Origin of the sequence: Sphingobacterium sp. UBA7855 (genome assembly GCA_002500745.1) — a bacterium.
Lineage (GTDB): Bacteria > Bacteroidota > Bacteroidia > Sphingobacteriales > Sphingobacteriaceae > Sphingobacterium.
On sequence record DLST01000020.1, the window covers coordinates 121,747 to 146,067 of the forward strand.

The following is a 24,321-nucleotide window of genomic DNA, read 5'->3' on the forward strand; positions in this document are numbered from 1 at the left end:
TGACATGAAAAATTTAAGAATTATATATATATTCATTTTAACGTTGATATGTTATAGCTTTTTTTCTTGCAAAAAGGATGTATCTAGCAGCAACATTCAGATTGTGGGTGTCTGGTCACACAGCCGAAATACAGAGAGCTCCCAGATATCTTCCATTTTTTTCAACAACTGGATTCGTATTCACGGCAACGGTTTTAACGGGCTGCAACGCGTATATTTTAACGGAATGCAGGTTCCATTTATACCTATTTATGTGACTAACACAGACATTATTATTAATGTACCAGAGACCGTACCGACAGGGAGTGACGTAAATGACCCAACTCTTTTGCACACGATCAAGCTCGTGACCTCAGCAGGTCAAGCAAGCTTTGATGGATTTATTTTTCGCGACCCCGATAAAATACCCTCGATCACTGGAGTGTCCTATACAATGCCCTATGCCGGAGATCTCATTGAAGTATACGGCAAAAACCTGAAAGAAGCCAGTGCGATAACTTTCCCTGATTCGACAAAAGGCATTATAAAATCTGCCAATGACTCCATTTTACAAGTGATTGTTCCGGCTAACATCGATAGACAAAAATATGGTCGTGTTACGATTGACATCGATAATGAGCGCTATTCTTCTGCACCTTACATGTTTTTTCAAAATGGCGTGTTTCTACGAACGTTCACAGAGGAAGCTATGATTGCCGGAGGAAACAATGGGATCAGAATCTACTCAAATCCATTGGAAATAACTGCACTTACAGGCCTTCCCCAAAACCCAGAATACGTCATCGCTATACCAGCGACAAAAGTCGATATACCCGTAGCGGCAAATAATGGTATAAGTGGCAACTTCTTTAAGTTTTACGCCTACAAAGCTTTCAATACATTGATTGCAAAAAATGGGGATATAAAAGGAAATACGTCGATTGAAAATCTCGCCATACAATTTGACCTCTATATGCCGTCACCGTGGATATCGGGCGCCATTCCATTTAAAATGAATAAAAATAGAAGTGGTGTAAACTATGCCTACCTCTATAATATCACTCCTTGGGAATGGAAAAAAGTGATTACAGGAGGTCTTGAGCTAAACCCGTTTAAATTTGAAAATGGGTGGAAAACTATTACGCTTAAGTTTAGCGATTTTCCTACATTAGCCATGAGCTCGCTAAAAGACTATTCAACATCGTTGCAAACAAATGGCTTTGAATCACTGGTGGGCTATACGAATTACGATGTCAACGAAGATGGCCATACACCGCAAGCTGTGAAGAACTTTCAGATGTACCTTGCAAACTTTAGGCTTGTTCCATTGACAAATTTAGAATAAAACATCCGTCATATTATCCCTTCCCTTATCAATCCTTTCCGCCCAGAATTAGCTCTAATTACTGGGCGGAATAATTTTATTCACAACCGCCTCTTCGAATATTCCATCTGCCCTATTTACTGGAAGATATAGAATATCTTATGGTAAGCATTGGATCGGCAATCTGGTAGGTTTTTTAGCTCGATATCGGCTTTATTTAAGCCTTGTAAGCTTCTTTCGATATATTTTGATGCGCAGTATTGCGATAACCTTTTAAGCTCAAACCTTTATGTCTTTTGAAGAACTTATTGATATGGCTTTCATCTGCAAACCCAAATTCATCGGCTAATTCATGAACCCTTTTGTCACTAAACCGTAATCTATGTTCTATCAAACGAATACGATAAGAGGATATATAACTTTGGATGGTTTCGCCGCATTGTTTTCTAAAATAAGTACCGAGGTAAGTTGGAGCTACACCGAACTGATTAGCAATTGCAGAAATTTTCAGTAATTCTGGCTCTCGAATATTTTCCTGTATATAATCTAGTATCTGCAATATTCGACCGTCTGATTTAGAGGAGATGCCCTTAGGCTTCATCACAGCAATATTTCTTCCTGCAATGACAATGACAGCATTGACCAAATGACGGTTAAGATCCTCGTTGTAGATGGATTGATGAGCTATGGCCTGTCGTAAATTCTGCATAAGTAAAGCAACCATTTCCTGATCTTCTCTATTGACAAGGACGGAACCAGCTAAATGTGAAGCATAATATAATATACATTCCAGATGGTCAATACTTTTCCATTGGTATTCTTTTATATAGCTTTCCCTAAAACGTACCACCATAAACTCACATATGCTTTCTAAATCAAACTCGTGACGATCATGCGGTGCAAGGAGAAACATATCACCCGCATGGTAAGCGAGCTTGTTCCCATTGACAACGTGAACTCCACATCCCGAAATAACATAAACCAATTCAAAAAAATTAAATTCCCTGTCCCGCAATGGGCAGTGGTCCACCTTTTCATAAAAAACTTCTATTGATTGATAAATATTTTCCTTTGGCATACTACAAAACTACCAATAAATACTGTAAAAGTACCTGTTTTAGGGACTTTTATCGGTCTATATTTGCCTAACAAATAGTAAAAAAATGAAAGCAATAATATTGGAAAAGTTCGGAAATACAACTGGTCTTGTTTACAAGAATATTGAAAAACCAAGTGTTAAAGCACATGAAGTTTTGATAAAGGTAAGAGCCATAAGTGTGAATCCTGTTGATGCTAAAGTCCGTAGCAGGCAAGCACCTTTAGCAGAAGAATTGGCACATCATGATCCATTGATTTTGGGGTGGGATGTTTCTGGAGAAGTGATAGAAATCGGGGATCAGGTTCATCAATTCAAAATTGGTGATGAAGTTTTCGGGATGATCAATTTTGTTGGTCACGGCAAAGCGTATGCCGAATACGTCTCTGCTCCGGCGGAGCATCTTGCTTTTAAACCGCATAACATTAGCCATATCGAAGCCGCGGCCAGTACCTTATCGGCCTTAACAGCATGGCAGGCGTTTGACAGTTATGGAAAATTGAGACCGCAAGATAAGGTTCTTATTCACGGAGCTTCGGGTGGCGTAGGGCATTTTGCTATACAAATTGCAAAACATATTGGTGCTTATGTGGTTGCAACATCATCTAATTCCAATCGAGATTTTGTACTCAGCTTGGGTGCAGATAAACACATTAATTATAAAACGACGCATTTTGAAGATGTACTTCATGACATAGATTTTGTACTAGAAACCATTGGAGGCGATAATTTCCAAAAGTCCGTAAGTGTACTAAAACCGTTTGGAACTATAGTGGCATTACCGTCTGGCCACACAAAAGACGACGAGCTTAAAGCGCAACGAAAGCAGTTACATGCCTGCTATTTCATGTCGGTTTATTCTTGCGGTGTTGATATGCAGCGAATTGCATCACTATTAGAAAGAGGTATTTTGATACCTCATATTTCTCATGTGTACAATTTCGACGAGATAGCAAAGGCACATATACACATCGAAACCGGCCGTACAGTCGGAAAAATAGTAGTCACTTTATAAAACGTTAAGCCATTTTACAACCAGCAAATTAAGTTATCCAACAGCATTTTAAGTCAAACGAAATGAAGAAGATAGTAGTCATCAACGGACATCCCGATAGTGATAGTTTCAACGAAGCATTAGCGCAGTCATATATTAAATCTTCCTTAACAAATGGCGCTGATATACGTTACGTGGCCATAGGAGCATTAAATTTTAACCCCAATCTCCAGTTTGGTTATCGACAAAGGATGGACCTTGAACCAGATTTGGTAAAAGCATTCGAAGATATTCAATGGAGCCAACACCAGGTTTGGATACATCCGCTGTGGTGGATGGGTATGCCTGCAATTATGAAGGGCTTTATCGACCGTTTATTTCTACCAGGATTAGCTTTTAAAAGTGATAAAAATGGGATTAGTACAGGTCTGCTAAGTTCAAAAACAGCAAGAATTATTACCACATCTGGCGATTTATCTTTGGATACTTATGAAGAAATTTACCATTCTTGGGGGCTGGTTCAATTGGGAAAAGGCATATTGAGATATTGTGGCGTGTCATCCATTCAAAGCGCATTTATAGGCCCATTACACCATATGGATAGATTTGATAGGGCAAAATACCTAGAATATACAGCCTCGATGGCTTTTAATGATATAAATATAACATCCTCAACTTAGTTATAGTTTTTTATTAGAGATTACTATAAATCGCTTTGCATATTTGATAGTTTAAAGCTCGTTTGTAGCTCCTTATATAATGTTCCACTTTTTTAGTATCTTAACTGTAAACATCAATACCATGCCGAAAAAAATTATTAGAAATCTTCAGATAGGTGTAGTGCTCTCATTGATACTGCTGATTGCGAGTTCCGTAGCATCTTATATCAGCATACGAAACCAGATGGAGAATAGAGAAAGCTTCTTAAAAAGTAAGGAATCTATAAGTTTGATAAAAGATCTTCTAAACATACTCTTAGATGCTGAGACAGGCAATCGGGGATATCAACTTACCGGTAGGGAAAATTTTCTGGAACCTTTTAATAAGAGCAGGAAGGAGTATCCGCTGCTCGTTGCTCAAGAAAGTAGATTTCAACTCAAAGATAAACAACAAATGAATACCTTAAGTGATCTGCTACGTAATTCAGAAGCAATGATGAAAGGTTATGTCTTACTGATTGAAAATCGTAAAAATGGGTTATTAATGACCCCAGAAGAACTGATAGAAAATAAGAGGACAATGGATAAATGCCGTATGCTCGTTAACGAATTTGTCAAACATGAGGAAATTCAGCTTGCTATAAAAAATGAAGATCTGAATACGTCTTCTAAATGGACTGTTCTATTTATCCTCTTTTCTGCAGTTGCCGCCATTGGTGTTACTATCTTCGTTTATATACAATTAAAGTCCGACATTTTACGCAGAGATAAGCTCGAAAAGGATCTTTTTCGTACCAAGGAAATGCTGGAGGAAACAAGTGCGGTTGCACAAGTTGGCGGCTGGGAGGCTAATATGAAAACTGGTAAGCTCTTCTGGTCTCAAAGTACGAGGGAAATTCACAAAATCGAAAGCAATTTCCAACCAAATTTTGAAAATGCTCTTGGATTTTATGAAGGAGAAAATGAAAAACGACTAAGATCTCTCTTTGAAAGGGCTGTACAACAAGGAATTTCTTTTGATGAAGAGCTTCAGCTTTTGCGTAATGACGGCATTACAATCTGGGTGAGAGTAAAGGGTATTCCTGAATTTGAAGATGAAATCTGCAACAGGGTCTATGGAATTATCCAGGACATTGATATCTTTAAAAAAATGTTTTTGGAAATCAAGAGCAAAGAGGCTATGATGCAATCTTTCGCCACTGATGTCCCCATTCCTTTAGCTATGTTCGACAAAGTCTTTAACTATGTTGCTGTAAGTAGCAAATGGAAAGAGGAATTTGATATTCATGACGTGAATCTTCTCGGCAAAAATCTCTTCAGCACATCTCCGGATATTCCAGGAGATAGAACAGAAATCTACAGGAATGCATTGTTGGGACAAACTTACAATCATGAAGACTTTAAATTAAAGGTGAAAGGAAAGGAAGAAATTCAGCATTATGACCTTAAAGTGGGACCTTGGTATCTTACAAACGACGAAGTAGGCGGTATCATTATTTCCATACAGAATATTACTAATGCAGTGAAAATTAATGATGAGCTAAAAAATGCGAAAGCAGCCGCAGATCTTGCCAGCAAGGCAAAATCCGAATTTCTAGCCAACATGAGTCATGAAATTCGTACCCCTTTAAATGGGGTTATTGGTTTTTCTGACCTACTCTTGAGAACACCACTCAATGAAACACAGATGCAATATCTGAATTATATCAATGAGTCCGGTGAAAATCTGCTTGGAATTATCAATGATATCTTGGATTTTTCTAAAATAGAATCCGGAAAAATGGAGCTCTCAATCGAAAAAAGCAATATTTACGATATGCTAAGCCAAGTTATAAATGTTATACTTTATCAATCGCGCAAAAAAAATATCGAGCTCTTGCTGAATGTTAAACCAGATTTACCAAAAATGTTATACTTTGATGAAGCAAGGTTAAAGCAAATCTTAATCAACCTTTTGGGTAATTCGGTTAAATTCACGGAAGAGGGAGAGATTGAATTAAAGGTAGAACAGTTACGCATAGAAGATAATATGATCACTTTACGCTTTTCAGTAAGAGATACCGGGATTGGAATTCCTACTGAGAAACAGAAATATATTTTTGATGCTTTTACCCAAGAAAACAGTTCAATTAGCAAAAGATATGGAGGCACAGGGCTCGGGCTAACCATCTCCAACAATATTTTGGGATATATGGGAAGTCATTTATCCCTAATCAGCCAAATGGGAAGCGGTTCAGTGTTTTTCTTCGATATCAAGGTTCCCTATGAAATTCCCGAATGGGAAGATGAGGATGATATATCTATTAAAACGGCTCTAATCGTTGATGATAATGAATCCAACAGAATCATTCTAGAACACATGCTCGCCTATAAAGATATCAAGTCTACCTTGGCTTCTAATGGAATGGAAGCGTTAGATATCATGTTGAAAGGTGAGCGGTTCGACGTGATCCTGATGGATTATCATATGCCTATAATGTCGGGAGTAGAAACAATCGATAAAATAAAAGGACTATTAAATCAGCGCAAAGAGACTACCCAATTTATACTACTCTCTTCTTCCTCCGACGAACTGGATACGTATACATCACGTAAAAATACTGAAAATATGTATCTTTTGATGAAGCCTATAAAATCCAATGAATTATACCAAATAATTAAAAACATTAACAAAGATACTGCAGGAGAAAACATACTGGACCAAGCTGGAGCACAACTACCGTTATTTGTTCTACCATCGGAAGTACTATTGGTTGATGATAACCCTGTGAATATGGCCCTGAATAATAAGATAATCAGATCCTTTGCTCCTAATGTGCTACTTACAGAAGCTGTTAATGGTATTCAGGCATTGGAAGAATGTAAGAAGAAGCAGTTCGCAGTTATTATTATTGATGTACAGATGCCAATAATGAGTGGTATTGATGCGACCCGATATATTAGGATGTTGCCGGGTTATCAAGATGTACCTATCATAGGCCTAACTGCCGGCAGTGTACAGGGAGAAAGAAAAAGATGCATTGAATACGGAATGAATGACCTTCTTGGCAAACCTATACGACAGGCTGAACTTTTTGAAGTACTTAAGAAATATATAGATGAGGACTAATTATAACGTAACAATTTTAAAATCCTCTACGAGCGTGCACATAAACTTGACATCCAAGAACGGTGGATGCTTGTCCATAACTACAGAGGCTAAAAAAAAACTTAAGTCAGTTTTTTGCATACTGCTCGGATAAGATCTCTATCGACAACTATAAAATTAAACGTATGATTTTCTTTTCCTCGTCAACTGAATAATTCAATTCTCTATGAAAAAATTGCTCAAAGATCGCTGAGACATCGATATAAGGATCTTTAACATCACTTACACTTCCACCCGACCGGCGAGACATACCTTGATTAATGATAGTTTTTATAAATGGGGGCTTCCTTAAAGATTTTGGAGCTTTGTCGTCGATACTGTAGGCCAACAAAAGTTGGCCATTCCGATCAAAAGCACTATTTACCGTATAGTATGAACTAGCGTCAACGTATTTTCTCTCCTCGCGACAGAAAATTTTCGATTTATCGTAATTGATAAAGGTGACGCTCCCCTGAAAAAATGGATTGCTCGGTTTTTCAGGATTGAGTTGGTAGTGTTGCTCCGCTAGTGCAGAAATAAAACATACCGTACCTGATCCAGCTTTTAAAAACACTTTCTTATCGCTAACGAAACGTTTACTGAACGCAAATACGCCACCATTGCCCAATTCATAGATTTTACCATTTGACTCAATGCCAATAATATAACCTCTCGCGACAAACTCCTTTTGCCACCAACCGAAAGTTTTTCCGATAAAAAATAAAGGGATTAAAAAAGGCAAGATAATTAAAAATCGACCGCTTTTTCGAAATAATATAGTGCGTTGTGTTTCCTGCTTATTTTCGTTTTCCACCCCGTCAAAGTTGGTAAACTGCTCTCCCATTTTCTATGTGATTAGTTTAATAAAAATAACTACTCAACGCCCTTGAAAGACATAATGACGCCAGAATATTTATCATGGCCCGCACCAATATATGACAGATCTATTCTTGATAAATCTTTATTCAGGACCGCTTCTTTGAATAGTGGATAATCCATCCTCTCAATGTGGTTATTCCAATCTTCATCGGTTGTTGGTTTGATTGAATCCAAATCTTTCATTTCAAACATCGCCCGATCTGTCATTTTTTTTGATCGTTGGACAAAAATTGTATCTCCTTCTATCTTTAGAATTTTAACCCAACCTCCGGGCAAACCTTCGATATTATTTCCTTCAGCGTCAGTAAAGAAACTTGCTCCATACAGTTGTCCCACTTGTAATTGTCGAGCCGATTCCACAAGCTTATCCTTTTCATTACGGTATTTCTTACCATCCAAATTTAGTTTTATACCGTAAATGATAGAGCCGGCAATCGCTATTGAGGCTATCATCAAATACCCTTTCCATAGTTTGAAATAGGGGATTTTAAGCGTCTTTTTAAATTTCTTAACTTCCTCTTTTATTTCGGGTGAATAATTTCGAGCGTGGATAACCTGGCCATTTTGATTCACTAAACGAGACATTTTTACTAAACCCCCACCAACTGGGAATCCTAAAAATTTGGTTGCTGGTGTGATGATACTGAGATTAAAATTTTGCGGTATTGTCTCATTCTTTAATGTAGCTAAAATATTTTTACTTCCTAGAACGTACTCGTACCGCGTATAGATGAAAAGCATAAATTGAATAAATTATAAATACTAAAATACCAAAATTAAGAAAAAACTTTATTTGTAACAATCCTGCACTAATTAACTTATTAATACAGAAATTACTAAAATTACTTTTTCACTAATTGATTTACTACTATATCACTTTTCAACTAATTTAGCGCGTGGAATGGCATCTCTATGAGAGGAAATGAAGTTGATAGCTACTTGAGCTTAATATTAAAAAATCGGTGGTCAATTACTTCAGATGCTCCCAAAGGAAACTTTTTATTTCTGCAGCCACTTGACGATGAACCGCTCTTCTGTCAATAGTCTTATGATCGCAGTAAAAAGTCGGTTCTTCATTAACTAAAAACGATTTTCCTTCGTTTAAAAAAACATAATGACCCGTTTTAACAGGTAGTATGCTATATTTTGAGCCTTTCATAACTTGGCTATATTTAAGCGCATTTGATGCCAGTGGAGCAATGGAATCATCTGCAGCTCCGATGATTAAAACAGAAGATTTTTTGCTTTGTTTTTCTTCCAGAATCCCCAGTCCCAAAGCTGGTGATAAAGCTATGTTAACTTTAAATCGACTATCTTTTAAATTTCCTGGCACTTGGTTGCATGGAATTTCCTGTATAAGTTCTTGAAGATCTCCCAGTTCAGGAACAACAAATTGGTTGCGATTTTCCGCTTTAGATGCATTTATCTTGAGTTTATCACAATCTATTTTAACCCCAGCAAGTGCTAAAGTGGTGTAGCCTCCCAACGAAAATCCGATTCCCGCTATCTTATTACTGTCTATGTAACGATGATAAACAGGATCTTTAAGCAGTGATGAAATTAGAAAACTCATATCGAGCGGCCTATCCCAATAACGCACGAAGTTCTCTGGAATTTTATTATCGAGCGTATTTCCCCAATGATCGGGAGCTATCACAAAATATCCGTTCTTTGCTAATTCAATCGCCAACCATGATAAGCTATATCGATTTCCGCCTGTACCATGAGAAAGTACAACCAATGGATATTTCTTTTGTATAAATTCTGCATCTTTTACTGTAGGTGGTAAAACGAATGGTAGTTGCGTATCTTTAATAGTTGTATCCGCAGTTGGATACCACATTTGGGATCTCAAAGTTCGTCCTCGGGAATAATCAGTATAAGTAACTTGCCGCTCTCCTACGTTTGAAAAAGGCGTATGATAAGTCATTATAAGAAGACTTAACAAAACAATACTAAATGGAATAGTCATATTTGGCACTTGTAATTTTTGAATCTTAATACTTAAATTGGTAAATTGAACATCTATATCATTCCCAAAGTTACCAGGGATGTTATACTTGAGTCAATGGTCAAATTTAACCATCTAAATACAAGTCGTTATTTTACTCATAGACGCATTTTATATCGCTGATAAAGAGATAGTTTTACCATAAATTTAATAAAATAAAGGCTATATTGTATCTGATCATGCTACATTATACTTGATCATTCAAGCACATTAAGGTATGGTTTCTTTAACAAGTATAGCAATATCGCCTTTACTTTGATGGTGGAACTAAAATTGATAATAATAATTTGAAATAATAAACTTTATTATGGAGCATTCAGTTAATTATTGCAGGTACTATCAAACGTTCTTATTCGTCCTCTTTATGTTAGGGGGGATAAACATAAGAGCCCAGTTATTTATTCAAGACAGCTTGAAATTAATATCTCGGGATTTTAAATTTACAGAAGGTCCCGCCGTGGATCGAGGTGGCAATATTTATTTTACTGACCAGCCAAATAACAAAATCTGGAGATACTGCACAAACGGTCATCTTTCGGTGTTTAAAGATTCTTCAGGCCGTGCAAATGGACTGTACTTTAATCATTTGAATCAACTACTTTCATGTTCGGATGAGAAAAACGAAATTTGGTCGATAAACATGGATGGCAAAGTTACGGTCCTGCTATCAGATGTCGATGGAAGAAAATTGAATGGCCCAAATGACCTATGGGTGGATCAAAAAGGAGGTATTTATTTTACAGATCCCTATTATCAGCGTGATTATTGGGATAGAAAGAAACCAGAGATAGTGGGGCAAAAAGTATACTACCTTCCTTTCGGAAAAGGAACGAAGCCAATTGTGGTGGCTGATGATCTAACTAAGCCAAACGGAATAGTTGGTTCGGCTGATGGAAGATATCTATATGTAGCAGACATTGAACGAAATAAAACGTATCGGTATATGATTGATGCTGAGGGTAAATTAAGTGGGCAGACAGCGGTCATAGAGCAGGGCTCTGATGGACTTACCCTAGACAACGAAGGAAATATTTACCTTACTGGAAAAGGTGTTTCTATCTATAGCCCGAGAGGTGAATTGATTGGACACATTGAGATTAATGAACCTTGGACATCGAACGTGTGTTTCGGAGGAAAAGATAGGACTGATCTATTTATTACCGCATCAACTGCAATATATTGTATTCCAATGCACACAAAAGGAGTTAAATTAAATGACACCACTGCCCTAAATTAGCTATCTATCCATGTCTTAGATTTCATTGAGTTAAATCCATTTAAAAAGTTTCCTAACAAGGCTGTTAGAGTTAAAGTACTTGAATTACCGGTGATTTATACGTTCTACGGTATTAAAGGCATATGATTTGTATCTCTTCTAAAAACTAAAAGTGCCTTTATGGATGGAAAGTGAGGTCGATGAGGGCACTAATTTTATTCTTACATTATCTATTATGCAAAAACCAAAAGTACATGGAAGCTAAACGAATAATGATTTGTGACGATGACGAGGGAATACTTGAAGTTCTCGAGCTATATTTAGAATTGGAAGGTTACGTTGTGGTAACTGTCGCCAATAGCACTTTATTGATTGAGCAGATAGAAATGCATTCACCAGATTTGCTCCTACTCGACCTTTGGATGCCTTTGTTGTCTGGCGATCAGGCGCTAAAGATAATTCGTGAAAACGATAAAATAAAGGATTTGCCTGTTATAGTGCTTTCCGCTAGCGTTGATGGCGCCACCATTGCCATTGATAATGGAGCGGATGGCTTTATAGCAAAACCTTTTGATCTAGACAACATTAAGATGAATATTGATAGCGTGATGAACAGGCAATAGATAAAATAAATCCTCCATTCTCTTTTTCCCAATGCAATCTTGCGCCCCTTATAAAGATCTTTTCAACGACGTATTTTCATTATAATATCGTTTTTATGAACGATTTCATTACAGGAATTGTTCACGAAACAACAATACTACAACAAAAAAATAAACAATATGTCACAGTTTAAAAATCCACACACAAAATATCCTATACCACCTTTCCCAAAACAAAAACAGCAAGTTCCTGGAACGGAAACTTCCATGAAACCACAAGCTGATCATGGTGAGAAAAGTTATGTTGGCAGTGGTAAGCTTAACGGTGCGAAAGCTGTTATTACAGGTGCAGATTCAGGTATTGGTCGAGCCATTGCGATCGCTTATGCGCGCGAAGGTGCAGATTTGGTAATCAGCTACGGCTATGATATCGAAGATGAAGATGCAAAAGAAACTGCTCGCCTCGTAAGAGAGGCAGGCCGTAAAGTTATATTATATAAAGGAGATCTCCGTAACGAAAACTATTGTAACCAACTAATAGATTGTGCATTATCTGAACTCGGAGGCATAGATATCTTAGTTAACAACGCTGCTTACCAAATGGCGCATAAGACACTCGACGCGTTGACAGCAGAGGAATGGAATCGTACTTTCGAAACGAATATAAGAAGTATGTTCTATCTATCAAAAGCAGCAGTACCTCACATGCAACCTGGAAGCTCAATCATAAATACAGCGTCCGTTAACTCGTATCATCCGAGTGCCGTTCTTTTAGACTATGCGGCAACTAAGGGAGCTATACAAAATTTTACAGCGAATCTCGCGCAAATGCTTCTACAACAGGATAGAGGTATTCGCGTAAATGCTGTAGCTCCCGGACCCGTATGGACGCCGTTAATACCCTCGACTATGCCGGAACCACAAAATTTTGGCAAGGAAACCCCAATCAAACGACCAGCACAACCGGCAGAGATTGCCCCAGCATATGTTTTTTTAGCTTCCGAAGATAGCAGTTACATAGCAGGTGCCACATTAGCAATAACCGGAGGGAAAATTGCTATATAAGTAAATCACATCATGTAATTAACGCACTGAAAGTATGATTGATGCAGACAGTGCGTTAATAGTTTTTGATTACACTCACATTTTTTCAAAAATTTACTCACTTATCAACACTACTGCATCAGCCAAAAGCCCCCTGCTTTTGGCTCGAAGGATGATTTTACCTCTATCTATGCTTTTTATAATGACCAAAGCTCTACCGTTGAATGCCCTTCGTGCCGTTGATTGAAAACTGTTCAGATCCGTCGTATTGCCATTGTCTGTCGCCACAATTTTTGCAGCATCTCCCTCCACCTCAAATTCGATTTTATCGTCTGCATCAGGAAGAATCGTACCAAACTCGTCCACGATATAGGCATGCACAAAGGCAAGTTCTTTGTTTGCCGAATTGAAAGTCACGTTTTCTGCAAACAATTGTATACGATGCGCTTTCGCTGCCGTGCGGATCGTTTTACTTAGCAGTTTCTTGCCACCTTGAAACGATATTACTTCAATCTCCCCTGGTTCAAATTCAACGGCCTTAAATACAAGGTCGTACCGGTCTGGGTCCTTGGACTGCTCCCCTATCTTTTTACCGTTCAGATAAAGCTCCACCCGGTCAGCCTGATTAAAATACACGACGATATCTACCCGGTCACCTTGCTTCCAATTCCAATGTGGCAATACATGTAAGACCGGCTTTTCTGTCCATACGCTTTGATACAGATAGTAGACATCTTTCGGAAACCCAGCTAGATCCACAATACCAAAGTACGAACTTCGTGCCGGCCAGGTGTACGGTGTGGGTTCGCCGAGATAGTCAAATCCGGTCCATACATACATCCCAGCAATATGGTCATACCTTTCCATCAACCTTAAGCTTGTCTGATGATTTGAACCCCATGGTGTAAATACATTGTCGTAAGCCGATATGTTCCTGTCTTCATTCCCGCCAGAAAAAGGGATATCCCATCGTTCAGGCCACATGCGACTAGAATCATAAGGAACCAAATCATACGTTCCGCGACTTTCCAACGCCGAAGTGCTTTCCGTTACGATAAACTTCTTTCCGGGATGGTCCTGTGGGAAGCTTGCCCATTTCTTATGGTTATAGTTGTAGCCAATCAGATCTACCGCCGAACTCATCAGCACCGGATTTGCTTTGGAAAGCTCATTATTGGCAATGGTGGTCGGACGTGTGTCATCCAGACTATCGACGATTGCGGCCAGCGCGATCGGAATGGCTGTGCCATCAGCTTTGGAATGCCATTGCTCCTGCGCTTCATTGCCCAGGCACCAGATAAACAGTGACGGATGATTACGGTCCCTTTTGACATGGTCAACAAAGTCCCGCTTGTACCATTCGTCCCAGTATAAATGATAGTCATAAGGGTTTTTATGCCCTTTCCAAACATCGAAAGTTTCGCTCATCACGACAAAACCCAAGCTATCGCAAAGGTCCAAAAACGCTGGAGCCGCAGGGTTGTGTGATGTGCGTATCCCATTGACCCCCATTGCTTTCATAATGCGGAGCTGACGTAATGCTGCCGACGTATTGAATGCCATACCCAAAGCGCCGAGATCACTATGTAAACAGACACCCCGGATTTTAAGCTGCCTCCCATTCAATATAAAGCCCTGTTGCTGATCGAAACTAAAACTACGTAAGCCAAATTTCGTAAGCTGTTCATCTACAACCCGACCATCAACAATAAGTTTAATTTTTGCAGTATATTGATAGGGATTTTCAATACCCCATAAGACGGGATTTTCGAGGACTATCTGCTGAGCGATGGAGTGCAGACCTGCTTTGACAGCGCTCAACGTGGTACGTTTGCTTGCGACAACAGCACCTTGAACCGAAAGAACCTCTGTCAGTAGCGTAATCTTTTTTGATTCCTCAGGGTTATGCTCAATTTCCAGGGAGAGATCCACGACAGCACATTTCTCACTGAGCTGCCCAGCTCTTATGAAGGTGCTGTTCGTTCCTATGCTGACTGGATTCCGGCTGATTAATTTGACATCCCGATAGATCCCCGACCCCGAATAGAAACGCGAGTTGGGCTGATTCTTATTGTTTACTTTTATTGAAAGCAGGTTTTCCCTACCATCCCAGTATAAATAAGGGGAAAGCTCATATTCAAATCCGATATAACCATTGGGTCTTTTTCCTAAGAAATGCCCATTGATCCAGACTTCACTGTTTTCGTATACACCTTCGAATGCAATAAATATCCGTTGCCCTTGCTCAGCCTGAGCCAGCTTAAACGTTTTTTGATACCAACCAACGCCACCATCGAGGTAAGCAGCCCCGCTACCTGCGGGGCTGTTTTCTCTAAATGGCATTTCGATACTCCAGTCATGTGGTAGATCGAGCTTTCGCCAGCCCTCTCCTTTTCGTCCATTGCTATATTGCTGGCTGCTATCCAGTTTAAACCACCAGCCCCCATTAAAATCAATAACCCTTCTGGACTGTCCACTTAACGAGCCCGCCGTCGCCAATAACAGGAAGAGCAGGATCATCATTCGGCTATATCCTGTGTGAAATAGTCGCTTCAACATAGGCTTATTTAGTCTTATTGGTATCCGAGGCATTTTCGGCCAAACTCTCCTTGTAGGCCTTGCTGATAAAATTGAAGGTCAGCATAGCTGCTCCGTCGTTCGAAAGCACGGGATCCCGCAATACCGCCAGTTGCATCGTATTCTCGGTCAGCGACATAATACGGACATCGCCCCAGTCGACAACGATCCCATCTTGTGGCTTTCCATGTAAAGGCGAAGCGCCGGTCATACGGATGGTTTTCTTTTCGGTATCGATATTAAAAGTCCCCTTCTGAATTTTCCCCAGCATAGCATGATTCACGTTTATGTTTGCACCGCCTTTCAGATCAAAAGTCATACTTCCATAATCACCGGCAGGCATAAGCCAGCTATTGCCTTTCCAATCGGGTTCCCAGCTCCAGCTATCGCTATTTAAAGGCGCGGCTGTTTTATTGATGCTTCCCCACCAGTCACCGGTTCCGTAAAAATACATTGGACCTTTAAAGTAGCGGGAGATACCGTCAGCATCTAGATCGAGGTACCATGTTTTCTCTTCCCCTGCCCCGCCCGTCAATAAGGTCCAGGTCTCGTCACTGATAAACTCGGCATACATCTGATCGATTTTAAATGTCACTGGATCGCCGTAGACGATGCCACCACGCGTCTCGACACCAAATTTAACGGTGTACTCACCTGGAAAAGGCATTTTCAGGGTTACCTTTTTCTCCTGACTCCGTCCTTGTGGATGCTCCCACAATGGGGTGTATTTTGAATCCATCAAGCTGTTTAAATACACAATATTGGGATTACTGGCGTCATGTTCAACGGTAAAGGCCTTTCCCTTCTCCAACTGCGCCGAAGTGACATCAATGTCTCCCAGCGTATAATTCTCGGGAGAACAAGCTCCAAAGAGTACCATCGCCGCAAAAAAGCAGATGGCATATGTGAATATTTTTTTCATGTTTGTCTAGTTATAATTCAACTAATAGTAAGTCCTGGTATACCTGTGTTTAGTTCCATCCAGCATTTTGTTTCAGTACACCATTGGATAAGGTAATCTGCTTGTTGGGTATTTGCATAAATCCTTTCGTTGTCAAAAAACGCTCTTTAGTCACAGTGACCTTCTCCGGCACAGATCCACTGAGCACATCTTCGGTTGTTTCCAGTGTAGCGGCGGCGTTATTCAGCCCCTGCCGCAATACATCCCAATAGCGGATACCTTCAAACGCAAATTCAAATTTTCTTTCCTTCAGAATATTGTTTTTTGAAACTGCTAGCGGCACAAAATTGGTCTTATACGCTCTTTTCCTTACCTCGTCAAAGTATTTCTGTGCGTTTGCGGAACCGAGTTCTGCCGCCATAAGCAAGACATCAGCATAGCGGATGACAAAGTAATCCTGGTCTTGGGACAGTTGCATATCCTTATCCCCGCCTGTATTGGTGGTGCCGTCCGGCAATGCCGTGGGGGCGTATTTTTTTATGGTGTAACCTGTATACTCACGCTGGTCTTTCAGGTCAAATCCCGTGATATTCTCGCCATCGATATCAATAATTGAGGCAGTTTTGCGCGTATCCATGTTGTCAAACTCATTGAAGAACTTTTTGCTTACCGTACAAGCCCCCCATCCTTGGCCATAAGGCGACCAATTTTTACCGCGCAAGCCCAGAAAGACGACCCAGCGGTTGCCATCAACATAACCGTTATAGTTCGATGTATTGTTGAATTTCTGTGCAAATACAACCTCAGCATTTCCCTTACCGGCATATTTGGAAATATCTAGCGTATTATTGCTTGCATTGGGGATATAACTCGCTGCCGGCCATAGATTTTTGAAATCTGCCACCAGCGCAAACTGGCCACTGCTGATAACTTCTTCGAGTCCCGCCAGGGCTTCGGCTTTGGAAACACCGATATCTTCGCCGCCATAATAGCCTGCATAAAATAGATAAACACGGGCCAGTAGCGCTTTAGCAGCGAATGGAGTTGCCCGACCATCATTGGTTGCCGCAGCTGACTTGGGGTAAGCTGTTGCTGGGATATTGGCAGCCGCAAATTTAAGGTCTGAAACGATCAGTTGATAAATCGCTTTGGGGTCCGACTGTGGAATATTCTCATTGGTCGGGCTCGTTAGCAAAGGGATGTTTTCGAATAGACGGACGAGATCAAAGTACATGGTGGCCCGCAGGAATTTCGTTTCCCCTTCGATACGTGCCCGCGCTGTTGTGTTGCCTGAAAAATCAGTACCGTCCAATTTTCCCAATAGTGTGTTGCAGCGAAAAATTCCCGCGTAGTAATCAGACCAAGTACCATCAAAGATATTATTGTCCGATTGGGACTGCGCAATATCAAAACGGTCTATTGCCTGAAATGAGCGACCGTCTGTTGTACCTGTTCCGCCAAAACAATTGTCGGCGGCCACCTCTGCTGTCAGATAGAAAGACTGGCTCCCATTGGAGGTCGTCCGTTGATAACCATCATAACAACCGACCAGAGCCATGTCAGCATCGGCTACGGTTTTATAAAAATTGCTTTCCAAAACGCTTGTCATCGGTTCGACATCCAAAAAACTGGATGAACATGATCCTAAGATTAAGGATCCAAATAACATGGAATGATAGATATAGCTCGTTTTTTTCATGATTTCTTGTGTTTAGAATTTAACATTTAGGCCAAATAATACAGTCCTTGGTCTTGGATAGTAACCGAGGTCGATACCCGATACCCAACCATCTGTTCCATAACCGATCTCGGGATCCATCCCATCATATTTGGTGAACGTAAACAGATTTTGACCTTGTACGTAGAACCGGATCTGATTGGCATACTTCCATTTGATCAGCTTCGATAAGTCATAGCCTAAGGTCACATTGCTGATCCGAAGAAAGTCTCCATCCTGAATATAAAGGTCTGAAAACTGCCAATTGACATTAGTTTCCGTAACACGGGGGATCGTATTGGAAGTACCCTCTCCCGTCCATCGCTCTAATATTCTTGTGGTATAGTTTGCTTGTTTATTGGCATGATTGCGGTAAGACTGTACAATTTTGTTTCCAAGGGAACCATAGGCATTCACCGAGAAATCAAATCCTTTATAATCCAGTCCAATATTAAATCCATAGGTAAAATTAGGCATGCCCACGCCCAAATTTGTCTTATCCGAGGCATTGATAATACCATCGTTATTCTGATCTACATATTTCACATCGCCCGGTTTTACATCCGCTTGAAGGATACCTTTTCCAGCGGTTTTCCAGGCGTCGATCTCGGCTTGGTTCTGGAATAGGCCGTCTGTCTTATACCCCCAGAAGTAGCCAATGGGTAGGCCGTTTGCGGCGCGGTAAAATTCTTCCGAGTTATCGTATAACATGGCTGTCTGTCCGTGGATAATACCATCTTCAGTTGGTATCTGTCCCACCTTATTTTTGTTATAGGCACCATTTACCCCAAGACGATACTTGACTTCATTGATCTTATCCGCCCAATTTAGTCCCAGTTCCACCCCTGTATTCTTCACGTCACCGCCATTGATAAAAGGGGGCAACGTTCCAGTTGTTGCCAAAACAGGCGCTGTAACCAGCCAGTTTTTCGTCTTTTTGACATAAAAGTCGGCAACAACATCAAGACGGCTGTTCGCAAATTTGGCATCAAATCCGATATTGGTCTGTTCCGAAGTTTCCCAGGTCAGATTCGGATTGGACAAGCGGCTCGGATAGGCCCCAGCGATATTATTGTTGCTCGTTCCAAAGACATAATGTGCGCCGGGGTTGGACGATGTAATGCCTGTCGAGGTACTGATGGGGGCCGCATATTGAAAATCAGCGACATCCTGATTACCCACCTGCCCCCATGAAGCACGGAGTTTAAAGAAGTTTACAGCCGCTAAATGTTCTTTAAAAAACTCTTCCGAAGAAATTACCCAGCCTGCCGATACCGAAGGGAAATATCCCCAGCGGTTGCTGCGCGAAAATTTAGAGGATCCATCTGCACGCAATGTCGCATTCAACAGGTACTTTTCCTTATAATTGTAGCCCAGCCGTCCAAAGTACGAGACCCTACGGGTGATGTTCTCAGGCTTTCCAGACACCGTACGCGTTTCGACGACGTTCCCTTTTTCATCCAGGTGTGCCTGGCCTGTGGTATTGTCCAGGTAAGCATGTGCAAAATCATTGAACTGCGAAAGTAGATTCCAGTTGGACCCCGAAAGGTAAGTTCCCTGGTAACGTAACGATTCCATACCGACCATGGCCGAAAAGCGATGATCCGTATGGATATCAAAGTCATAAGAAGCTGTATTTATCCAGGTCAGCGTATGACCTTTGCTCATATTCTGCGAGGTTGTTGTATGATCTTGGTTGTAGGTGTAGATGGAGAAGCGGTATAAGGGCGTAAAACTTCTGTATTCTGAAGCATAATAGTTAAATCCCAGCAATGACCGCACCTTTAGGCCTTTGATCGGTTCGATTTCCGCAAAGATATCGGCCAATAATTTTTGGCCATCATTGGCGTTGTTCGAATTGGTCATCATCACCCCATATGGATTGCTGTCCCCATTGTACCAAGGTGAATTGGAAGTATCATTGAAAGCACTTCCGTACAAGCCATTGTCCGAATACACCGGTGACAAGGGCGAAGTGGCAAACGCACCACGCAGCGTATTGCTGTACTGATTGCCGACACTGATGCCTCGATTTTTGATGTAGTTAAAGTTGAGGTGCTGACCTATTTTCACAAAGTTATCGAAGAGTTTATGTTCCGAATTCGTCCGGAAACCATAACGCTGATAGTTGGAAACGTCTTTGCCGCCTACAATCCCCTCCTGACCAATATAGTTCATCGATAAGGCGTAGGTGGATTTTTCATTGCCGCCGGTCAGGGCAACATTGTAATTGTCCATTTTTGCATTATCCTTGAACATGTAATCCATCCAATTGGTATTGGCCAGACCGTCCATGCCGTTAAAATCAATCACCGCGGCCCCCGAATTCAGCGATTGCTCATTCATGATCAGCTTGTACTGATCTGCATCCAGCAATTTTGCTTTACGTGAAACGTTTTGAATGCCCGTATAGCCATCAAACGACAGCACATTTTTTCCCGCAGCGCCCATTTTGGTGGTGACCAGGATAACCCCATTGGCAGCCTGCGAACCATAGATGGCGGCCGAAGCTGCGTCTTTCAGTACGTCAATAGATTGGATATCGGCCGCATTCAAGACCGAAATATCCCCTCCCGGAACGCCGTCGATGACGTACAAGGGGCCCGAATTACCGATTGTTCCCAACCCCCGGACGACGACCTTCATATCTGCTCCCGGCTGACCGGAAGTTGATGTAATGGATACACCCGGTGCTTGCCCCTGAAGCGACTGCAGCGGGTTTAATTGATTGCGCTTCTGTAGTTCTTCACCCTCCACCTTCAAATTGGCTCCTGTATTCAGTTTTTTCTTTTGTACACCGTAGCCGATAACCACCACCTCTTCAAGATCGGAAGCTTGCGGCTGTAGGCGGATCACCATATTGGGGCCAGTCACTGTAATTTCTTCAGTTTTGTACCCCACGTAGGTAACGATCAATACTGTCCCTGTGCTGGCCTTCAGTGCAAACTTGCCCGATTCATCACTGCTTGTTGAAATCTTCTGATTCTTTACTTTGATACTCGCTCCCCCGATCGGCAGTCCTGAATCAGCCGAAACAACCGATCCGGTGAAAGATTGTGCCCAGACCAAAGAGGTTACGCTGGTCATGACAACGACGGCCATGCCCCTGCTCAACAATTGTTTGCTTATCATATCTCTTGATTTATAAATTGGTTTTTATTATTTTAATTTGACCTGCAAGGCTTTACCGGCATAGGTTACCACTGTGGGTTTTGCTGGTGAAACATCCAGTCCAACGGCGCTGCTGTCGCTGACAAAAATGAAATTGAACTTTCTTTTGGTCAGCATGCCATCGAAATCACCCTGACGGTTGGCCACTGACAGCGTCTTTGTCGAATTGTCATAACTGAAATCAATGCGACTATATTTCCCTTTTTCATAATTATAGTTGCTTCCTTCGTCTTCATAGAGTGAAAAATGACCGTTTGCTCCCGCATAGACATAGACATCCAGTACATCCGGCTTTTTCTCGGCAGTATACTGCATGACCGGTCCAATGGGCACTATTGCTCCGGCTCTGACATAAACAGGGATACGTTCGTATGGTGCAGCAACAAGCAGATCCTGCCCACCTGTTACCATCTTGCCACTGTATAGATCATACCAGCTGGTTCCTTTTGGAAAGTGTATCTTGCGTGAGCTCGCACCTTTTTCAGTGACAGGACTGATGAGCAAAGATGGTCCCCAAAGGTATTGGTCATTGCGGTCGAATCCATCTTTGTCCTGGGGGAAATCCATGGCAAGTCCACGTATCATCGAATAGTCTTCAAAAAAAGTCTTCGCGGCAAGACTATAATTATAGGCCAGTAATTTATACCGTAGATTGATCGCATAGGTCATGCTTTTATAGGCCGGATGATCCACAGGAGCGATATTATACGGCTCGCGGTAGGGATATTGTCCATGCGCCCTGAATAAAGGCAAGAATGCCCCGTATTGGTACCAGCGGCTATTCAGCTCGCGCCACTCCTCCAAGTCTGCTGCATCAGGTTTGTGAAACCTGTTTTCAACCAAAAAGCCACCTGCATCCATCGTCCAATAAGGTGTACCGGACATCGAGAAATTGATGCCCCCGGCAATCTGATCTTTCATGTCATGCCATCTCGAAGCAATATCGCCGCTCCAGGCAGCAGCCGCATAGCGCTGCTGCCCTGCAAAAAAGGATCGCGTCAGAATAAACACCCGTTTGTTAGGATCTGTTTCACGCTGGCCCATATAGATACCCTTGGCATTTTGCAAAGGGAACGCATTATAGTAGCGAACAGATGATCCTATAGCTGGCTGAAAGACCGATTTACGCTCATCCAGATCAATATTGGAGTGAATATCTGGCTCACTCGCATCCATCCACCAGGCATCGATCCCAATTTTGAAAAGATTGTTGTCCAACAATTTCCAGAACCCATCGCGTGCCGCTTTGTTGAAAGGATCATAAAATGTCGAGGTATAGCCCTTTCCGATCCAGTCTTTTCTGCCATCATAGATATTTCGCGGATAGATCCATTTGTTGGCTTTAAATTCTTGGTATACGGAAGACTCTTCATTGATTTTGGGCCAGGCCGAAATCATGATCTTAAAGTGCTGATCATGCAGCTTGTTCACCATGGCCTGAGGATCTGGGAAACGCTTTACATCAAATTTCTGGCTCCCCCAGTCATTTTCAGCCCAGTAAGACCAATCCTGCACAATATTGTCGATTGGAATCTTACGCTTGCGAAATTCAGCTGCGACCGCTTCAATTTCCGCTTGCGTCTTGTAGCGTTCTCTGCTCTGCCAAAATCCGAAGCTCCAAAGCGGCATAATCGGCGCCTTGCCGGACAAGTGGCGATAACCTGCAATGACCTCATCCATTGATGCGCCCTGAACAAAGTAATAATCAATGGCATCGCCAGCTTCCGAATTAAAGGAAAATACGTTTTTACGCGCTTCTGGGATAGGACTCTGCCAGTTTAAGGTAAAATAAGACTCCCCTCCATCTGGTATCCATTCCATTCGGATCTGGTGGATCTTATCTTTCTGGAGGTCTCTCTCAATCTCAAAGGTACCTGCATTCCAGGATTGACGCCAGCGTTCGGCGACCTGCTCCCCATCAATCCAGACTTTCATATAACCCGAATATTTAAAATGCAGCACATGTTTGCCTGTGTAGGGCGAAGAGAAACTTCCGGCATAGATGACTTTGCTTTCGGCCAGATTTACGCCCTTTGGAAACTTGTGCTGATCTGTTAGGTAGCCATAATCGATGATCGATTCCGGCCGGGATAGATAAACCTCTTCGCCTTTGTTCCGGTTTACATAGGTTGCTGTAAGCCACCCAGCTTCACCTTCTTTTGACTGCAGCTTAAACGCATTTAGGGGCAATAACGGCCGCACGTCGCCCGCCTTTGTAATGGAGTAATTGTGCCATAAAATACCATAGTTATTGGTGGACAGTAAAAAGGGGATTCCGATTTCTGTATTATATTGCAACAGCGAAACCTGTTTTCCGCGGTTATAGTTCATCACCGCATTCTGATGTTGGCCGAGTCCATAGATCCCTTCTTCCGCATTGACAATAAAGTCTTGGTTAATGTGATAAAATGCATCACCTTGATAACTATTGGCTAAGAAAGAACTCGAATTCCGCTTTGCTTCTTTAAAGATGGATTGCCCCTTAAGATCAAAAAATTCCAATTTACCATTTATCAAGGAAACCACTGCCTGCATATTGGCCGTTTGTACATTTACCGTCGAGTCGGTCGAGCTTACCGCAAGTGATTTTACTTGCCGGCGCAGTGAATCGACGATCACTAAGCTTGTTTGTCCTGGTAAGGCTGCACCAGCCGGAACAGCTGTGACACGCACAATCTTGTCGGTCACGACATCCAAATAAATATCCTGATCAATGGAGGTCTCCGAATTTTTGAAGCTGACCTTAATACCAGAAGGCATTTTTTCATAATGAGCTTTATTGGCTTGGGTAAATCCCTGCTGCACGATTGCGAAGAGCATCAAACCACTTAAAGCGTACGTTAAGTTGCGCATTTAAATAAGATTTACTGGTTATTATATTCCCTTGGTTATTACGTGTCCTTTCCTATTGAAAGAACAGATCAAATATAAAATGCAACCGGTTGTATAAGGGGTATGTTTTGTTAACTTTTAGGGGTTATTTTGTTAACTTATGCGGTAAGATATGCAGACGACATTGCCACT

At 41.3% G+C, this 24,321-nt stretch carries 16 protein-coding genes; 7 read left to right on the forward strand and 9 right to left on the reverse strand.

Annotated elements, in window-relative coordinates:
- Positions 1–4 precede the first annotated feature (4 nt).
- Positions 5–1,324, forward strand: a complete 1,320-nt coding sequence (locus tag B2107_RS19915) for a glycan-binding surface protein (RefSeq protein WP_293957503.1) — start codon at positions 5–7, stop codon at positions 1,322–1,324.
- 196 nt (positions 1,325–1,520) lie between these two features.
- Here the strand turns inward: B2107_RS19915 and B2107_RS19920 are convergent, their stop codons facing one another.
- Complete coding sequence (locus B2107_RS19920; RefSeq protein WP_293957504.1) at positions 1,521–2,381, reverse strand: AraC family transcriptional regulator; 861 nt, start codon at positions 2,379–2,381, stop codon at positions 1,521–1,523.
- Between the two features lie 85 nt (positions 2,382–2,466).
- Here B2107_RS19920 and B2107_RS19925 point away from each other — a divergent pair, with 85 nt between their 5' ends.
- From B2107_RS19925 to B2107_RS19935, 3 genes are all read left to right on the forward strand, one after another.
- Positions 2,467–3,414, forward strand: coding sequence for an NADP-dependent oxidoreductase (locus B2107_RS19925; RefSeq protein ID WP_293957505.1), 948 nt, complete (start codon positions 2,467–2,469; stop codon positions 3,412–3,414).
- A 62-nt stretch (positions 3,415–3,476) separates the two neighbouring features.
- A complete protein-coding gene (locus B2107_RS19930; RefSeq protein ID WP_293957506.1) occupies positions 3,477–4,073 on the forward strand; it encodes an NAD(P)H-dependent oxidoreductase in 597 nt (198 codons plus the stop codon).
- A gap of 121 nt (positions 4,074–4,194) precedes the next feature.
- Positions 4,195–7,161 (forward strand): response regulator, encoded by a 2,967-nt coding sequence (locus tag B2107_RS19935; RefSeq protein WP_293957507.1) that lies wholly within the window; start codon positions 4,195–4,197, stop codon positions 7,159–7,161.
- Between the two features lie 148 nt (positions 7,162–7,309).
- Here the strand turns inward: B2107_RS19935 and B2107_RS19940 are convergent, their stop codons facing one another.
- The 3 genes from B2107_RS19940 to B2107_RS19950 form a co-directional block, all read right to left on the reverse strand.
- Positions 7,310–8,023: a hypothetical protein gene (locus tag B2107_RS19940; RefSeq protein WP_293957508.1), complete on the reverse strand. Its 714-nt coding sequence runs from the start codon at positions 8,021–8,023 to the stop codon at positions 7,310–7,312.
- Between the two features lie 29 nt (positions 8,024–8,052).
- Entirely contained in the window at positions 8,053–8,799 is a 747-nt protein-coding gene (locus tag B2107_RS19945; protein ID WP_293957509.1) for a hypothetical protein, read from the reverse strand.
- Positions 8,800–9,028: 229 nt separating this feature from the next.
- On the reverse strand, positions 9,029–10,030 hold the full coding sequence (locus B2107_RS19950) for an alpha/beta hydrolase family protein (protein ID WP_293957510.1): 1,002 nt from the start codon (positions 10,028–10,030) through the stop codon (positions 9,029–9,031).
- A gap of 451 nt (positions 10,031–10,481) precedes the next feature.
- On the opposite strand from B2107_RS19950, the gene B2107_RS19955 reads away from it, so the two are divergent.
- The 3 genes from B2107_RS19955 (at position 10,482) to B2107_RS19965 (ending at position 12,952) form a co-directional block, all read left to right on the forward strand.
- Complete coding sequence (locus tag B2107_RS19955; RefSeq protein WP_293957511.1) at positions 10,482–11,306, forward strand: SMP-30/gluconolactonase/LRE family protein; 825 nt, start codon at positions 10,482–10,484, stop codon at positions 11,304–11,306.
- A gap of 233 nt (positions 11,307–11,539) precedes the next feature.
- On the forward strand, positions 11,540–11,908 hold the full coding sequence (locus B2107_RS19960; RefSeq protein WP_293957512.1) for a response regulator: 369 nt from the start codon (positions 11,540–11,542) through the stop codon (positions 11,906–11,908).
- Between the two features lie 159 nt (positions 11,909–12,067).
- Positions 12,068–12,952 carry an SDR family oxidoreductase gene (locus tag B2107_RS19965; protein WP_293957513.1) on the forward strand — a complete coding sequence of 295 codons (885 nt, stop codon included), beginning with the start codon at positions 12,068–12,070 and terminating at the stop codon, positions 12,950–12,952.
- Positions 12,953–13,045: 93 nt separating this feature from the next.
- Here B2107_RS19965 and B2107_RS19970 read toward each other — a convergent pair whose 3' ends face one another.
- From B2107_RS19970 to B2107_RS19990, 5 genes are read right to left on the reverse strand one after another with little or no spacing between them, the layout of a single operon-like run.
- Entirely contained in the window at positions 13,046–15,490 is a 2,445-nt protein-coding gene (locus B2107_RS19970) for a glycoside hydrolase family 2 TIM barrel-domain containing protein (RefSeq protein ID WP_293957514.1), read from the reverse strand.
- 4 nt (positions 15,491–15,494) lie between these two features.
- On the reverse strand, positions 15,495–16,430 hold the full coding sequence (locus B2107_RS19975) for a hypothetical protein (protein WP_293957515.1): 936 nt from the start codon (positions 16,428–16,430) through the stop codon (positions 15,495–15,497).
- A 49-nt stretch (positions 16,431–16,479) separates the two neighbouring features.
- Positions 16,480–18,108, reverse strand: coding sequence for a RagB/SusD family nutrient uptake outer membrane protein (locus B2107_RS19980; RefSeq protein ID WP_293957516.1), 1,629 nt, complete (start codon positions 18,106–18,108; stop codon positions 16,480–16,482).
- Positions 18,109–18,120: 12 nt separating this feature from the next.
- The gene (locus tag B2107_RS19985) at positions 18,121–21,258 is read right to left on the reverse strand and encodes a SusC/RagA family TonB-linked outer membrane protein (RefSeq protein WP_293957517.1); all 3,138 of its coding nucleotides are present in this window, start codon (positions 21,256–21,258) and stop codon (positions 18,121–18,123) included.
- 27 nt (positions 21,259–21,285) lie between these two features.
- A complete protein-coding gene (locus B2107_RS19990; protein WP_293957518.1) occupies positions 21,286–24,150 on the reverse strand; it encodes a TIM-barrel domain-containing protein in 2,865 nt (954 codons plus the stop codon).
- Between the last annotated feature and the right edge of the window lie 171 nt (positions 24,151–24,321).

Excerpts from the sequence above, each read along its gene's own strand:
- B2107_RS19920 (WP_293957504.1), bottom strand. The coding sequence starts at position 2,381 with ATGCCAAAGGAAAATATTTATCAATCAATAGAAGTTTTTTATGAAAAG.
- B2107_RS19985 (WP_293957517.1), bottom strand. The coding sequence starts at position 21,258 with ATGATAAGCAAACAATTGTTGAGCAGGGGCATGGCCGTCGTTGTCATG.
- B2107_RS19945 (WP_293957509.1), bottom strand. The coding sequence starts at position 8,799 with ATGCTTTTCATCTATACGCGGTACGAGTACGTTCTAGGAAGTAAAAAT.
- B2107_RS19990 (WP_293957518.1), bottom strand. The coding sequence starts at position 24,150 with ATGCGCAACTTAACGTACGCTTTAAGTGGTTTGATGCTCTTCGCAATC.
- B2107_RS19980 (WP_293957516.1), bottom strand. The coding sequence starts at position 18,108 with ATGAAAAAAACGAGCTATATCTATCATTCCATGTTATTTGGATCCTTA.
- B2107_RS19950 (WP_293957510.1), bottom strand. The coding sequence starts at position 10,030 with ATGACTATTCCATTTAGTATTGTTTTGTTAAGTCTTCTTATAATGACT.
- B2107_RS19960 (WP_293957512.1), top strand. The coding sequence starts at position 11,540 with ATGGAAGCTAAACGAATAATGATTTGTGACGATGACGAGGGAATACTT.
- B2107_RS19930 (WP_293957506.1), top strand. The coding sequence starts at position 3,477 with ATGAAGAAGATAGTAGTCATCAACGGACATCCCGATAGTGATAGTTTC.
- B2107_RS19935 (WP_293957507.1), top strand. The coding sequence starts at position 4,195 with ATGCCGAAAAAAATTATTAGAAATCTTCAGATAGGTGTAGTGCTCTCA.
- B2107_RS19940 (WP_293957508.1), bottom strand. The coding sequence starts at position 8,023 with ATGGGAGAGCAGTTTACCAACTTTGACGGGGTGGAAAACGAAAATAAG.
- B2107_RS19915 (WP_293957503.1), top strand. The coding sequence starts at position 5 with ATGAAAAATTTAAGAATTATATATATATTCATTTTAACGTTGATATGT.
- B2107_RS19970 (WP_293957514.1), bottom strand. The coding sequence starts at position 15,490 with ATGTTGAAGCGACTATTTCACACAGGATATAGCCGAATGATGATCCTG.
- B2107_RS19975 (WP_293957515.1), bottom strand. The coding sequence starts at position 16,430 with ATGAAAAAAATATTCACATATGCCATCTGCTTTTTTGCGGCGATGGTA.
- B2107_RS19965 (WP_293957513.1), top strand. The coding sequence starts at position 12,068 with ATGTCACAGTTTAAAAATCCACACACAAAATATCCTATACCACCTTTC.
- B2107_RS19925 (WP_293957505.1), top strand. The coding sequence starts at position 2,467 with ATGAAAGCAATAATATTGGAAAAGTTCGGAAATACAACTGGTCTTGTT.